The sequence below is a fragment of the Kitasatospora sp. NPDC059673 genome (assembly GCF_042734215.1).
Taxonomy (GTDB): domain Bacteria; phylum Actinomycetota; class Actinomycetes; order Streptomycetales; family Streptomycetaceae; genus Kitasatospora.
Window position 1 is genome coordinate 1 of record NZ_JBHWEN010000015.1, and the last position, 13685, is coordinate 13685.

At 73.0% G+C, this 13685-nt stretch carries 17 protein-coding genes; 4 read left to right on the top strand and 13 right to left on the bottom strand.

Features of this window, described 5'->3' with window-relative positions:
- Positions 1-55 precede the first annotated feature (55 nt).
- From ACFV18_RS18785 to ACFV18_RS18845, 13 genes are all read right to left on the bottom strand, one after another.
- Positions 56-2104, bottom strand: coding sequence for a glycosyl hydrolase family 18 protein (locus tag ACFV18_RS18785; protein WP_380484507.1), 2049 nt, complete (start codon positions 2102-2104; stop codon positions 56-58).
- A gap of 284 nt (positions 2105-2388) precedes the next feature.
- A complete protein-coding gene (locus ACFV18_RS18790) occupies positions 2389-3303 on the bottom strand; it encodes an ABC transporter substrate-binding protein (protein WP_380484509.1) in 915 nt (304 codons plus the stop codon).
- A complete protein-coding gene (locus ACFV18_RS18795; RefSeq protein ID WP_380484511.1) occupies positions 3300-4034 on the bottom strand; it encodes an ABC transporter permease in 735 nt (244 codons plus the stop codon). The genes ACFV18_RS18790 and ACFV18_RS18795 overlap by 4 nt, the downstream gene beginning before the upstream one ends.
- Positions 4010-4672 carry an ABC transporter permease gene (locus ACFV18_RS18800; RefSeq protein WP_380484513.1) on the bottom strand — a complete coding sequence of 221 codons (663 nt, stop codon included), beginning with the start codon at positions 4670-4672 and terminating at the stop codon, positions 4010-4012. Before ACFV18_RS18800 ends, ACFV18_RS18795 begins: the two co-directional genes overlap by 25 nt.
- Positions 4659-5807, bottom strand: coding sequence for an ABC transporter ATP-binding protein (locus ACFV18_RS18805; protein WP_380484515.1), 1149 nt, complete (start codon positions 5805-5807; stop codon positions 4659-4661). Before ACFV18_RS18805 ends, ACFV18_RS18800 begins: the two co-directional genes overlap by 14 nt.
- Positions 5808-5883: 76 nt before the next feature.
- On the bottom strand, positions 5884-6282 hold the full coding sequence (locus ACFV18_RS18810; RefSeq protein ID WP_380484517.1) for a rhodanese-like domain-containing protein: 399 nt from the start codon (positions 6280-6282) through the stop codon (positions 5884-5886).
- Entirely contained in the window at positions 6276-6776 is a 501-nt protein-coding gene (locus ACFV18_RS18815; protein ID WP_380484519.1) for a cysteine dioxygenase, read from the bottom strand. Before ACFV18_RS18815 ends, ACFV18_RS18810 begins: the two co-directional genes overlap by 7 nt.
- A gap of 409 nt (positions 6777-7185) precedes the next feature.
- On the bottom strand, positions 7186-7386 hold the full coding sequence (locus ACFV18_RS18820; protein WP_380484521.1) for a hypothetical protein: 201 nt from the start codon (positions 7384-7386) through the stop codon (positions 7186-7188).
- Positions 7383-7769 carry a hypothetical protein gene (locus ACFV18_RS18825; protein WP_380484523.1) on the bottom strand — a complete coding sequence of 129 codons (387 nt, stop codon included), beginning with the start codon at positions 7767-7769 and terminating at the stop codon, positions 7383-7385. The genes ACFV18_RS18820 and ACFV18_RS18825 overlap by 4 nt, the downstream gene beginning before the upstream one ends.
- A gap of 100 nt (positions 7770-7869) precedes the next feature.
- The gene (locus tag ACFV18_RS18830; RefSeq protein WP_380484524.1) at positions 7870-9330 is read right to left on the bottom strand and encodes a sensor histidine kinase; all 1461 of its coding nucleotides are present in this window, start codon (positions 9328-9330) and stop codon (positions 7870-7872) included.
- A complete protein-coding gene (locus ACFV18_RS18835; RefSeq protein WP_380484526.1) occupies positions 9327-10031 on the bottom strand; it encodes a response regulator transcription factor in 705 nt (234 codons plus the stop codon). The genes ACFV18_RS18830 and ACFV18_RS18835 overlap by 4 nt, the downstream gene beginning before the upstream one ends.
- Positions 10032-10112: 81 nt before the next feature.
- Positions 10113-10535: a DUF4440 domain-containing protein gene (locus ACFV18_RS18840; protein ID WP_380484528.1), complete on the bottom strand. Its 423-nt coding sequence runs from the start codon at positions 10533-10535 to the stop codon at positions 10113-10115.
- A gap of 165 nt (positions 10536-10700) precedes the next feature.
- A complete protein-coding gene (locus ACFV18_RS18845) occupies positions 10701-10811 on the bottom strand; it encodes an LPXTG cell wall anchor domain-containing protein (protein WP_380484831.1) in 111 nt (36 codons plus the stop codon).
- 382 nt (positions 10812-11193) lie between these two features.
- Between ACFV18_RS18845 and ACFV18_RS18850 the strand changes: the two genes are divergently transcribed.
- The 4 genes from ACFV18_RS18850 (at position 11194) to ACFV18_RS18865 (ending at position 13651) form a co-directional block, all read left to right on the top strand.
- Positions 11194-11562, top strand: a complete 369-nt coding sequence (locus ACFV18_RS18850) for a VOC family protein (RefSeq protein ID WP_380484530.1) — start codon at positions 11194-11196, stop codon at positions 11560-11562.
- Between the two features lie 198 nt (positions 11563-11760).
- Entirely contained in the window at positions 11761-12291 is a 531-nt protein-coding gene (locus ACFV18_RS18855) for an RNA polymerase sigma factor (protein ID WP_380484533.1), read from the top strand.
- A complete protein-coding gene (locus tag ACFV18_RS18860) occupies positions 12288-12545 on the top strand; it encodes a hypothetical protein (RefSeq protein WP_380484535.1) in 258 nt (85 codons plus the stop codon). The genes ACFV18_RS18855 and ACFV18_RS18860 overlap by 4 nt, the downstream gene beginning before the upstream one ends.
- Before the next feature lie 155 nt (positions 12546-12700).
- Complete coding sequence (locus tag ACFV18_RS18865) at positions 12701-13651, top strand: terpene synthase family protein (RefSeq protein ID WP_380484537.1); 951 nt, start codon at positions 12701-12703, stop codon at positions 13649-13651.
- Positions 13652-13685: the final 34 nt, after the last annotated feature.

Genomic DNA, 13685 nt, shown 5'->3' on the forward strand with positions numbered 1-13685 from the left:
GGCCGGTGGCGAACAGCAGCCACCGGCCGGGCGCGGCCGTTGAGCCGACGAGGCGTCAGGCGATCGAGAAGTCGTCGCCGTAGACCGCGCCCTGGCCGTACCAGCCGTGCAGGTAGACCGTGACGGTGCCGCTGGCGCCGGTGGTGAACGGGATGGTCAGCTTGGTCCAGGAGGTGCCGTTGGCCCAGGAGGAGGCGGTGGCGCCGCCGCTGACCCCGGCGTAGGCGTACGGGCCCTGGACCCAGGCGGTCAGGGTGTACGCGTGGTTCGGGGCGAGGGTGACGCTCTGGCCGCACTCGCCGGTGGTGCCGGCGGTCGGGGTGACCTGGAGGGCCTTGGAGCCGCCGTGCACCGGGCTGCCGACGACGGCGGCGCCGCTCTGGCAGGTCCACGGGGTGAGGCTGCCGCTCTCGAAGTCACCGTTGACCAGCCCGGCGGGCGGGGTGACGCCGGTGACGGTCAGCGCGTACGTCGCGGTGTGGGTCCGGCCCGCGCCGGTGCCGGTGACGGTCAGGTTGTAGGTGCCGGGCGCCGCCGAGGCGGTGGTGGTGATGTTCAGCGTGGCGGAGCCGCCGGCGGTGACGCTCGCCGGGCTGACGGTGGCGGTGACGCCGGCCGGGGCGCCGGAGACCGACAGGCCGACGGTCTGGGCGGTGCCGGAGGTGACGGCGGTGCTGACCGTGCTGGTGGCGGAGGAGCCGGCCTGCACGCTGCCCGCGGCGGGGGAGAGCGCGAGCGAGAAGTCGGAGGCGGTGGTGCCGCCGGTGACGGTCAGGGTGTACGTCGCCGAGTGGGTGCCGCTCGCGCCGGTGCCGGTCACGGTCAGCGGGTAACTTCCGTTCGCCAGCGCCGAGGTGGTGGAGATGTTCAGCGTGGCGGAGCCGCCGGCGGTGACGGTGGAGGAGCTCAGCGAGGCGTTGAGGCCGGGCACCGGCTGGGTGGCCACCGTCAGGTTGACGCTCTGCGCGGAGCCGGAGGTGACGGCCGTGTTGACGGTCGCCGAGGTGGCGGAGCCCGCCGTGACCGAGCCGGTGGCCGGGCTCAGCGCCAGCGAGAAGTCGTTCGCGGGGGTGGTGGAGCTGGTGAACTGCGAGAAGATGTGGCTGAAGTCCCACTTGTTCTGCGCGATGCCCGAGCAGTCGTCACGCCCGCCGGTGCCGGGGCAGCCGCCGTTGTCGCGCTGCAGCGCCCAGAAGGACAGCGTGTTGATGCCCTTGGCGACGGCCCAGTTGTAGACCGCGGTGGCGTTGGCGACGGTGAAGGTCTCGGCGGCGCCGAAGTCGTCGATGCCCGGCATCTCGATGATGCCGATCATGCCCCAGATCTGGGCGGCGGTCTTGCTCGGGTACAGCTTGGCCAGTTGGTTGTACAGGCCCTGCGCGGAGGTCTGGGTGTCCGCGGCCATGTCGTGCGGCTGGTTGTCGTAGTAGTCGAAGGTCATCATGTTGACGACGTCGATGCGCGCGTTGTTGGTGACGGCGTTCTTCAGCACCGCGAGGCCGCTGGAGGCCAGGCCGGTGGTGGTGGTCGGCAGGGTGTAACTGAACTGGATGGAACGGCCGTTGGCGGCGGCCCAGTCCTCGACGATCTTGATCGCCTTGTTGCGGCGGTCGATGCCGGCCGTGTTGGTCAGCGAGTTGTCCTCGATGTCCAGGTCGATCCGGGAGACGTCGTAGGTGGTGATGACGTTCTCGAACTGGGCGGCGATCTGGTTGACGTCGGTGCACGAGTCGGCCATCTCGGTGCCCGTGTTGTCGGCGGTGTAGCCGCCGAAGGACGGGATCACGTCGCCGCCGTTCGCACGGATGGTCGCGATGTCGGCGCCGAAGACGGAGCTGGACACCGGCATCGAGGTGTCGCCGTTCCACAGCGCAGTGCAGGAGCCCTTGGTGGCGGCCTGCAGGAACGCCATGGTGAGGTGCTTGGCACCGGACTGGGAGGCCAGCGCGGCCGGGCTCTCGCCCGTCCAGGACTCGAAGTACGGGGCGAAGACGTGCTGCGGCAGCGGGGTGGCGGCCTGCGCGGGGGCGGAGATCAGCCCCAGCGAGGCGGCCGCCATCGCGCCCGTGGCGAGCAGCGCTTGGAGTGGTCGGTGAAGGCGCATCGAGGCTCCATCAGGCATGGGAGGACGGCCTCGTGCCGCAATTCGGGCACGGGGCAAGGGCGTTCGGCCTGGTACAGGGAGTGCCGGGGTGGTGCGGGGCGTACGAAGCCCCGGCCGGTGGTCACACCCCCACGATGCGTTCCGGTCGGGAAGAACAACGCTCCCATGGTTGGTCTGGACCACTCATCTGTCAAGACTCCCAACTGTCCGTCCCACCTGGTGTCCTGACATGCCGCCGGCCCCGCACCCGGCGCTTCGGGGTGCGGGGCCGGCGGGCGGCGCGGTCAGTTCAGGCCGTTGCTCTTCAGCCAGTCCTTGGCGACCGCCGACGGGTCCTCCTTGTCCACCGCGACGCGCTTCATCAGCGCTGTCAGCCCGGCGGTGTCCAGCTTCGCGGAGACGGCGTTGAGCGCCGCTGCCCCGGTGGGGTCGATGCCCGTCTTGCTCACCAGCGGGGTGACGTTCTGCGAGCTGAACAGGTTCTTCGGGTCGCTCAGCGAGACTAGCTTCAGCTGGACGATCTTCGGGTCGGTGGTGAACACGTTGCCGACCTGGACGGTGCCGTCCTTGAGCGCGTTGGCCGTGGTGTCGGCGGTCGGCTTCCACTCCTTGAAGGTGAGCCCGTACACGTCCTTGAACTGCTGCTCCCGCCGCGACTTGAACTCCGGCGGGCCGCCCACCACCAGGTCCTGCGCCTTGCCCGCGAGATCGGCGATCGACTTCACACCCAGCCGGTCGGCGCTCTCCTGGGTGATCGTCAGCGAGTCCTTGTCCTCGGCCGGCGCCGAGTCCAGTATGCCCAGCCCGGCCGGCAGCTTCGAGGCCAGCTCGCTGTTCACCGCCTCCTTGCCGGTCGCCGTCGACTTGGGGTCCAGGTAACCCAGCAGCGCGCCGTTGTACTCCGGCAGCACCGTCAGCGCGCCGGACTGCAACTGCCCGTACAGCACCTCCCGGCTGCCGATGTTGAACTTCTCCTCGACCTTCACCCCCTTGGCCTGCAGCGCCTGCGAGTAGATCGACGCCAGCAGCACGTTCTCCGGGAAGTTCGCCGAACCGACCACCACGGTCTTCCCCGAACCGCCGGGCGCGGCAGGGGACTTCGCGGCCAACGGGTCGCCCCCGCCGGAGGAGGAGCAGGCCGCCGCGCCGAGCAGCAGCACGGCGACGGCGACAGCGGTTCTGACCGGACGGGACGTCATATCGAATCCTTTGCCAGTGCGGGCAGGCCCGCGGGTTCGTCAACATGGGCGGTGCGCGCGCCGCGCGGCGTCGCGTACCGGATGAGCAGGGCGAAGAGGAGCTGGACGGCGACGGCGAGCAGCACCACCAGGAGGGCGCCGCCGACGGTGGTGGGGAAGCTGCGGGTGGCGAGGCCGTCGATGACGTAGCGGCCGAGGCCGCCGAGGCCGACGTAGGCGGCGACGGTGGCGGTGGCGATCACCTGGACGGCGGCGGTGCGGGCACCCGCGAGCAGGGTGGGCAGAGCGGACGGGAGACAGACCTGGAAGAGCGTCTGCGGGTGGGTGAGGCCGATGCCGCGGGCCGCGTCGCGGACGTCCGGGTCGGTGCCGCGGATGCCCTCGGCGGCGGCCACCAGCAGCGGTGGCGCGGCGAGCGCCGTCAGCGGGAGCAGCACCGCGGTGTCGCCGACGCCCGCGAGCAGCACCGCCAGCGTGACCAGGCCCAGGGTGGGCAGCGCGCGGGCGATGCCGGTCAGCGCGGTGACCAGGAACAGGCCGCGCCCGGTGTAGCCGATCAGCAGGCCCAGCGGCACCGCGAGCAGCGTGGCGAGCGCCAGCGCCTCGGCGGAGAACGCCAGATGCTCCAGGACCCGGTTGAGGATCGAGTCCGGCCCGGACCGGTGCGCCGGGTCGGCGAAGAAGTCGTGCAGCCAGCCGAACCAGTTCACCGCGCCACCCCCGTCGCCCACGGCGCGAGCAGGCGGCGGGCCGCGACCAGCAGCAGGTCGCAGACCAGCGCCAGCAGCGCCACCAGCACGATCCCGGCCAGGATCGGGGTCGGGAAGGTCCGCTGGAAGCCGTCCACGAACAGGTAACCGAGCCCGCCCCGGCCGACCAGCGCGCCGACCGCCGCCAGCGAGATCGAGGACACCGCGGCCACCCGCAAGCCCGCTATCAAGTACGGCACGGAGGCCGGGAGCTCGACGGCGGCCAGCCTGCGCCACGGTCCGTAGCCCATCGCGGTGGCGGCCTGCCGCACCGGCTCCGGCACCGCCCGCAGCCCGTCCACCGTGGTCGGCAGCAGCACCGCCAGCGCGTAGAACGTCAGCGGCACCATCACGGTCTCCCGGGTGGCCAGCCCCGTGTACGGGATCAGCACCACGAACACCGCCAGCGAGGGCAGCGCGTACACCACGTTGAACACCGCCGCGAGCGGCTGGTACAGCCGGGGAAAGCGCGTGCAGGCCAGGCCCAGCGGCACCGCCAGCAGCAGTCCGATCAGCACCGGGACGAGCGCGATCACGGCGTGGTCGCCCGTCAGACCGGCCAGGTAGCCCAGGTGGTCGCCGAGCCAGTGCCAGCGCACCAGCGGCTCACCGTCCAGCATGGTTCACCTGCGCCCCCGAATCCTGCGACCCGGAATCCTGCGACCCGGAATCCTGCGACCCGGAATCCGGCGCCCCGGAATCCTGCGCCTCGGAATCGTGCGATCCCGAACCGTGCGCCCCCGACTCGGCGAGCGCGGCCACCACGGCGGCCCGGCTCGCGGTGCCGATCGCCCGGCCGTCGGCGTCCACCGCCACGGCGTGGCCCGAGGGGGCCAGCACCGCCGCGTCCAGCGCCGAGCGCAGATTGTCCCGGTACGGGGCGAACACCGGCACCGGGTGGCGCCGGTCGCCCCGCACCCAGTGCTCCGGACGGCCGTCCCGGTCCAGCGTCAAGGTCCAGTCCTCGTAGGCGGGTTCGAGCTTGGCGAGCGGGACGTCGGCGGCCGGGCGCAGGCCCAGGCCGCGCAGGCCCCGGTCCCGGCCCAGGAAGGCGGCCACCCCGGCGTCCGCCGGTGCGGTCAACAGGGTGTGCGGGTCGGCGAGTTGGGCGATCTCGCCGTGCTCGCGCAGTACCACCACCCGGTCGCCGAGTCGCACCGCCTCCTCGATGTCGTGCGTCACGAACAGCACTGTCTTGCCCAACTCGGCCTGCAGGCGCAGCAGTTCCTCCTGCAGCCCGGCGCGCACCAGCGGATCGACCGCGCTGAACGGCTCGTCCATCAGCAGCACCGGCGGATCCGCCGCCAATGCCCTTGCCACGCCCACCCGTTGCTGCTGGCCGCCGGAGAGCTGCGCCGGGTAGCGGCGGGCGGTCTCCGGCGGCAGGCCGACCAGTTCCAGCAGCTCCGCCGCCCGGGCCCGGGCCCGCTTGCGATCCCAGCCGAGCAGCCGGGGCACGGTGGCCACGTTGTCGATCACCCGGCGGTGCGGGAACAGCCCGGCCTGCTGGATGACGTACCCGATGCCGCGCCGCAGCCGCGCGGCCGGCAGGGTGGCGACGTCGGTGCCCTCCAGCAGGACCCGGCCGCCGGTCGGCACCACCATCCGGTTGACCATCCGCAGGATGGTGGTCTTGCCGCAGCCGGACGGACCGACCAGGACCGTGGTGCGGCCCGCCGGTACGTCGAGGTCCAGGCCTCGGACGGCAACCGTGCCGTCGGGGTGGCGCTTGGCGGCGCCCTCGAATCTGATCACGGAAGGGTCCTAGCGATGGCCGAGCGAATTATCGAACACTGATCTGAATACGTCTGTCCGGCTTCCCGTGCGTCAGTCACCGCAAACCTTGATCCACCGAACGGGTGGGCAGGCCGGCCGCCGCCCAGGCCACGAACCCGCCGTCCAGGTCGGTCGCCCGGAACAGGCCCAACTCGCGTAGCGAGGCTGCCGCGAGAGAGGAGGCGTAGCCCTCCGAGCAGACTACAATCCACCGCACGTCATGTCCGGTTGCTTCGGGAATCCGGTGACTGCCCGTCGGGTCGAGCCGCCACTCCAGCACGTTGCGTTCGATGATCAGCGCTCCCGGAATCTCACCCTCCCGGGCGCGCTGTGCGGCCGGACGGATGTCCACCAGCCGGGCACCGGCCGCCACCGCCGCCCGGGCCTGCTCCGGGCCCGGCCGCTCCAGCCCCACGCGGGCCCGGGCCACCAGCTGATCCACCGTCGTCACCACTGCTCCGGTCCTTCCGTCGCCGTCCGCACCAGGCCGCCGGCCCGCAGCTCGTACCGGGACATCCCGCTCAGCGGCGGCGAGTACGCGTGCAGGGTCACCGCCGGCCCCGGCGAGGTGTTGCGGACATCGTGCAGGTACTGCGGCCCGAACGCCCGCTCGGCGCCCGCCGTGAGGCGACGCGAGGTCAGGCCGTGCTCCGGGCCGGCCAGCGCCAGCTCCTCCAGCTCGCCCAGCGCCACCGCGAACGCCCCGCGCGAGCCGCCGTGGTCGTGGAACCCCGTCGACTGCCCCGGCAGCCAGCTGATCAGCCACACCTCGTGGTCCTGCGCCAGCTCCAGGCGCTCGTACCAGCGGTCCCCGGCGGACAGCCGTACCCGGTGCAGCCATTGATCCGGGCGCTCGGCCAGATCACGGACGATCCGGCGCAGCGCGTTCGGCGACAGCGGGGGGCGGGCGGGGGCATCGAGAACGGGTGCGGCCGGGGCGGTGGGCATGGGTCTCCTCCGGGGAGTGCCGGGGCGGCCGTCGCCGGAGTTCGGCGGACGGCGGACTGCGGGAACGGGACGGCGGGAGTGCAGGTGGGCGTACCGCCGGACGGGCGATACGGGGGTGCCGCGCGGGGTCGCACGACGGCCCTGGCTCGACTCACAGGGCCGCGCGGAAGTCACCCGGGGTTACGCGGGCAAGGTCAACAGGCACACATGTCGCTCGCCTGGCGTCGCAGATCGACGTGCAGGCGGCAGACCAGGAAGGTGCCGGGATTCATGCCGCCGATGCTTCAGGACGCGGTGGCGGCGCGTCAAGTTCCGCCGCGCAGGTGGTCGGATGGTGAGCGGATCCGTCTCACGTGATGGGAAAGGCCCACGGCCCGCACTCCGGGGAGAGCACGGGCCGCAGGGGATCTCAGTTGTCCTGGCCGGCGTCCTCGTCGGCCTGGGCGGCGGCGCTGTCCGCCGCGTCCACCTTCTGCTGCATCTGCTGGACCTGCGAGCTGTCCGGCCCGTCGGCGGGCGCCGAGGTCGGGCCGCAGGCCGTCAGCAGGGCCGCCGAGGCCAGCGCGAGCGCGGCCAGCGCGGCAGCCGCGAAGGTGGGGCGAGGGGTCACTTGGCCGCCGCCGGGGCGTTCTTCGCGCACCAGTCCGCGACCGACTTCAGGTCCGCCTTGCGGGTGTCCAGGGTGGACACCAGGGCGCGGCGGGCCGTCAGCCGGTCGTTCAGGTACTTCTCGATCTCGGTGTGGCCGGCCTTCTTGGCGTTGTCCACCCGCTGCTCCAGGCGGGCGATCGAGCCGTTCACGCTCGCGTCGCCGTGCAGCCGGGTGAGCGCCTGGTCGAGCTTCTCCTCGGTCTTCGGCAGTCGCTTGCAGATCGACTTCGCCCCGTCGCCCTTCGGCGCCGACCCGCTCGCCGCCTGCGCGGGCCCCGCCGCCAGCAGCGCGCCCGCCAGCGCGAGCACCCCGGCCGCGGCGACCGTCCGGTTGATCCGCATGGCATTCCCCTTCCCACGTGCCTTTCACGGCCGGACCGCCCGGCCGCGCCCGCGACCGTACGGGGGCTTCTTGTGGAAACCCTGTGGAACGCCGGCCCGCTCAGGAAGCTTTGCCCGGGGGTTGCTCCGGTGCGGTCAACCAGGCGCGGGGAGCCGGGAGTTCGGGCACGGGGGCGTGGTCGCGGAGCAGCGGGAGGCGGAGCTCCAGGCGGCAGCCCGGGGGGTCGGGGCGGGTGGTGGCGGTGACGGATCCGCGGTGCAGGGCAGCCTGTTGGGCGACCAGGGTGAGGCCGAGGCCGGAACCCGGGCTGTCCGGGCGGCGGTGGAAGCGGTGGAAGACGGCGGCGCGTTCGGCGGGCGGAATGCCCGGGCCGCGGTCGTCTACGGTGAGCCGCGCGGCGGTGCCCTCGATCCGCAGCCGGACGTCCACCTCGGCGGGCCGCTCCTCGGTGCCGCCGTGCACGGCCGCGTTGCCCAGCAGGTTGTCGAGCAGGATGCGCAGGCCTGACTCCCAGCCGAACACCCGCGCCTCCGCCGGGAGTTCGGTGCGGAAGACGGCCTGCGGGTGGCGGCGGCGGGCCTGTTCGACGGCGGCGTCGACCAGTTCGGCGAAGTCCACCGGGGCGAACGCGGACAGCTCCACCAGGTCGCCCCGGGCCAGCGTGGACAGAGCGCTCAGCAGGTCCGCCGTGCGGGCGTGGTCCTGCCGCAACTCGGCCAGGATCTCGGCGCGTTCGGCCTGCGGCAGGTCCGGGTGCGCGGCCAGCACGTCCAGGTTGGTGCGCAGGCTCATCAGCGGGGTGCGCAACTCGTGCGAGGCGGCGGAGGAGAACGACCGCGCGGTGTCCAGGGCCTGCGCGGTGCGGGCCGCCTGCTCGTCGTAGCGGGACAGCAACAGGGCGATCGTGCCGGAGAGTTCGTCCACCTCCGCGGTGCCCGTCCGGGCGTGCGCGAACACCGCGTGCCCGGTCCGCGGGTCCAGCGCGGCCGCCCGGCGGCCCAGGCGGCGCAGCGGCAGGGTGGCGTGTTCGGCCAGGGCGAAGGCGATCAGCCCCGAGAGCGGCGCCGCCAGCAGCGCCACCAGCAGCACCCGCTGCCGCACCGCCCGCAGTTCCTCGGCCGGCTGGCCGGCGGGGGAGAGCACCCACAGCGTGCCGGTGGTGTCCCCGCTGTTCAGCCTCACCGTCAGGACGCGCCAGGCGCTGCCCCGTTCGTGGACCGTCACGGTGCCGCCGGCGGGCAGGAGTTGAGGGTCCTCGGGCTGCGATCCGGCCGCGAGCAGGACGGTGCCGTCGGCGGCGGTGACGCGGACGCCCGCGTCCAGGGCGGCGTCCAGCATCTTGCGCTGCTGGTTCTGCTCGGCCTTCGGTCTGCCCTTGGCGCCGGCGGCCAGCAGGGCGCGGGCGTTCGGGAGCAACGCGGCCGCGCGGTCGCCCAGTTGGGTGTCCTGGCGGCGGTGCAGGTCGGCGTTGACCAGCGGCAGCAGCAGGGCCGCGGCGGCGGCCACCAGCAGCGGAACCAGCAGCGCGGCGCCCAGCGCGATCCGGGTGGAGAGCTTCAACAGGAGCTTCTCTCGGCGGAGTTGGGGGTACGCAGGACGAAGCCGACGCCGCGCACCGTGTGGATCAGGCGGGGCCGCTGTCCGGACGCCTCCAGCTTCCGGCGCAGGTAGGAGACGAAGGTGTCGACGGCGTCGCTGCGGACGTCGAAGTCGTAGCCCCAGACCCTATCCAGCAGCAGCTCGCGGGAGAGCACGATGCCCGGGTTGCGGGCGAACTGGGTGAGCAGCTCGAACTCGCGCCGGGTGAGCCGGAGTTCCTCGTCCTCCCAGAACGCCTCGCGGGTCTCCGGGTGGATCCGCAGCGGGCCCACCCGGAGCAGGTCGGAGGGCTGCGGCGGGCGGCGGCGCAGCAGGGCGTGCAGGCGGAGCACCAGCTCCTCCAGCGCGAACGGCTTGACCAGGTAGTCGTCCGCGCCCGCCTGCAACCCGGCCACCCGGTCGGCGAGTTCGTCGAGCGCGGACAGCATCAGCACCGGGGTGTCGTCGCCGCGGGCCCGCAGCGTCCGGCACACCTCGGTGCCCGCCAGGCCCGGCAGTCCGACGTCGAGCACCATCACGTCCGGCGGCGCGTCCGTGAGCCGGGCGAGCGCGCTGGGCCCGTCCGCCGCGAGGGTCACGGCGAATCCGCTCAGCCGCAACCCCCGTTCCAGACTCCGCCGGATCGCCGCGTCGTCGTCCACCACCAGTACCCGCCCGACCATCCCGCCACCTCCGGGACGACTGTGGCACAGGGGCGGTGCGGCCCCGGACCCGGGTGGCGGCCTGCGGCTGCGCGGCGCCGGTTACGGCTGGTCGTCCCAGGCGAAGGCCGAGATGCGCCAGCCGTCGGGGGTGCGGACGAACTGGATGGTCTTGGTACCGCCGCCTTCGTAGGGTTCGCCGTCGAGCAGGCCGGACTTGCGGTACTCCAGCATGCGGCTGGCGATGGAGCCGGCGATTTCGGTGCGCTCGCTGGTCTCCCACTCGTGGAACTCGGTCAACCGGCCGCTGGAGAGCAGGAGTTCGCGGGGGGCGAGGAACTCTTCGAGGGTGAGGGTCTGGTAGCGGGGCTCGGTGATCACGATGATGCTTTCGGGGAGCATCAGGCGGCGCAGGCGGCCGGCGTCGGCGGGGCGGCCGTCGCGGTTGTCGAAGGCGTCGAAGAACTCGGCGGTGAGGCGGTCGAGTTCGGCCTTCACCTCGGGGAGCGGAAGCGGGAGCGACATGCGCCGAACAGTAACATTTTACTGTCGGCGGTGGGGGAAATGCCGGGGGCGGGCCCGTCGTCGAAGACGGACCCGCCCGGTCGATCAGTCAGAGGTCAGTGGCCGTAGATCAGTTGTCGCAGATCAGTGATCGCAGGTCAGCGGTCGCAGGTCAGCGGTCGGAGGTCAGTGGCGCTGCCCCTTGCGGCGCCACCAGAGCAGTCCGCCGCCGATGAGCAGCAGCAGGCCGGCAGCGGCCGCGGCCGGGACGGTGAGGTCCGAACCGGTCTCGGGCAGGCGCTCGCCCTTCGCGCCCTTCTCGCCCTTGTGGTGGGGCTTGCTGGGCTTGGGCTTCGGGGTGGGCGACGGGCTGACGACCGTCGGCCGCCGAGGTGCAGTGCCCGAAGTGGTCGGGCGCGGCCAGGTTGGTCAGCTTGGCGCCGCTCGGGATGTCCTGGTCGGCCGTGACCGAGTAGGTGAGCGTCACGGTGGCGCCGACCGGCAGGCTCAGGTCCCATGTCGACGCGCCATCGCGGCCGTCCTCCATTCGCTGTTCGGGAATGGCCGGATCGTAGGCTGACGAATTATCAACCAACGGATATTTCAGGCTGAACGGGGGCATGTCGGCGGAGCGTAAATCCCATTGCGTGGCGGCGCGACAGCAGATGAGGATCTCCATATGAGCTCTGTCATTCGTCATGTGACCGTGGACTGCCTCGACCCCTACACCCTCGGCTCCTTCTGGGCGCAGGTACTCGAACTGCCGCTGCAGGCCGAGGACTTCCCCGGAGACCCGGAGGCGCTGATCGCGGGCGCGAACCTGCTGTTCATCAGGGTGCCGGAGGCCAAGGCCGGCAAGAACCGGCTGCACTTCGACCTCCAGCCGCAGGACCGGACGCGGGCCGAGGAGGTCACCCGGCTGCTCGCCCTGGGCGCGACGCTGGTCGACGACCGGCGCAACGCGGACGGGACGGGCTGGGCCGTGCTGGCCGACATCGAGGGGAACGAGTTCTGCGTGGAGCGCAGCAAGGCGGAGCGCGAGAGCTGAGAGCGGCCCGGGCGGGGGCGGGCCGGGGAGCGCCGAATCCTTTTCGGTGCTCGTCCCCTCTTACGGGCACACGTACCGGCGGACGGCCGCCGGACGCGACAGCTCGGAGGGACTCCATGGTGGTGGCCATTGCCATCGGCGCCGGCGCGGTACTGCTCTGCACCTGCGCCCTCGTGCTCAAGTCGAAGCGGGGCAAGCGTGGTTGAGACGTCCTGGCCTCCCGAGGAGGTGATCGCCGCGGCCCGCTGCGGCGACCCGGACTCGATCGACGCGCTGGTGGCGGGCGCCCACCCGAAGGTGCGACGGTTCGCCCACTCGCTGTGCGCCAGCCCCGAGGACGCGGAGGACGCCGCGCAGGAGGCGCTGATCATCCTCTACCGGCGGATCGGCATGCTGCGGGCCACCGGCGCGCTCGCCTCCTGGCTGTTCCGGATCGTCCGCAACGAGTGCCTGCGGCGGATCCGCGTCGCACCGGGCGCACCCGAGGTGCCGGCCGGGTCGGCGGACTCCGCCGAGCAGGAGGCGCTGCGGCGGCTGGACACCGAACGGGTCGCGGCGGCGATCGCCGCGCTGCCCGCCGACCAGCGGCGGGTGCTGATCATGCGCGACCTGCAGGGGTACGGCGGCCGGGCGGTCGCGGAGGCGCTCGGACTGAGCACCGCCGCGATGAAGTCCCGGCTGCACCGCGCCCGGGCGGCCGTCCGGGCCGAACTCGGCGGCCCGCGATGAGCGGCCCGGCCGACTTCGCCAGCGCCACCCTGACGCGTCATCTGCTGCGCGGCGGGCTCGGGTTCGGGGCGATCGGCGCCGGGTTCGCGCTGCTTCCGGCGGCCGGGCCGGTCGCCCTGTTGCTGGCGCCGCTCGGACTGGTCGCGCTGCGCGGCTGCCCGATGTGCTGGGCGATCGGCCTGGCGCAGACACTCTCCCGGGGGCGGCTGCAACGGGAGTGCCGTGACGGGCAGTGCACGCTTCGGCGGAACTGAAACCCCGGCCGGCGGGGGAGGGCCGGGCTCATGATCGGATGAACGGGTGGATCGGCCGGGCGGGGGAACGGCCGCCGGTTCTGCACCGCAACTCGGAGGCGTTCGACCAGACTTCCTCACGTCGAACGCCCCCGAGCGGCGAGGAGCCAGCCGTCATGAGCCCAGCCAGCGCGCACCTCGCTCCCACCGGACCGGCGGCCGAACTGCTCGCCCGGACACCCGAATTGGCGCCGCACCCGCACGCCGCTGCGCTGCGCGACGAGATCGCGCACTGGCTCACCGCCACCGGCGTCCTGGACACGGCCACCGCCGCCCGCCGCCTCGACCGGGGCCACCTGGACCTCGCCGCCCGCAGCTGGGGCGACGTCCCCGCCGGGCCCGGGCTGCGGGCCGCCACCAAGTGGCTGGTGCTGACCCGGATCCTCGACGAGCACATCGAGCTGGGGTGGCCCGGCGAGCCGAGCGACACGGCCCGGCGGACCCTCGGCGCACTCCGGGCACTGACCGCCACCGGCCAGGTACCCGCCGCGCGGAACGAGGACAGCCCGGCGCTGGTGCGGGCGTTCGAGGGGCTCTGGCACGACAGCGCGGCACTCGCCGGACCCGAATGGCAGACCCGCTGCGCCGCCGACTTCCGTTCCCACCTGGACAGTTCACTCGCGCGGCTGGGCACCGGCGGTGCTATTCCGAGCGTCCCGCAGTACCTGACCCAGTACGGCCGCGACGGCGCGGTCCGGTGCGCGGGCCACTGGGTGGAACTCGCCCACGGCCTCGACCTGCCCGACCAGCTGCACCGCCACCCGCAACTCACCGACCTGCTGGCACGCTTCCAGCACCTGGTCTGCTGGGTCGGCGACCTCGCCGACGCCTCCGGGATGGTGCGCGCCCTGGAAGTCCACCGCGGCCTGCCGCCGCACGCCGCCGCCGCCCGGGTCGCCGAACTGTGCGCCGCCGAACTCACCACCCTGGAGTTCCTCGCCGACGGCATCGCCCGCGGCTCCCACTGGCCCACCCAAGTCCGCCGCCACGCCCAGGGGTTGGTCCGTCACGTGCACGCCCTGATCCGCTGCACGGCGACCGGGACGGGGCACGCGCAGGAGAGTTGACGGAAGGCGACCGGCCGGGTCGTCCTGCCCCTGT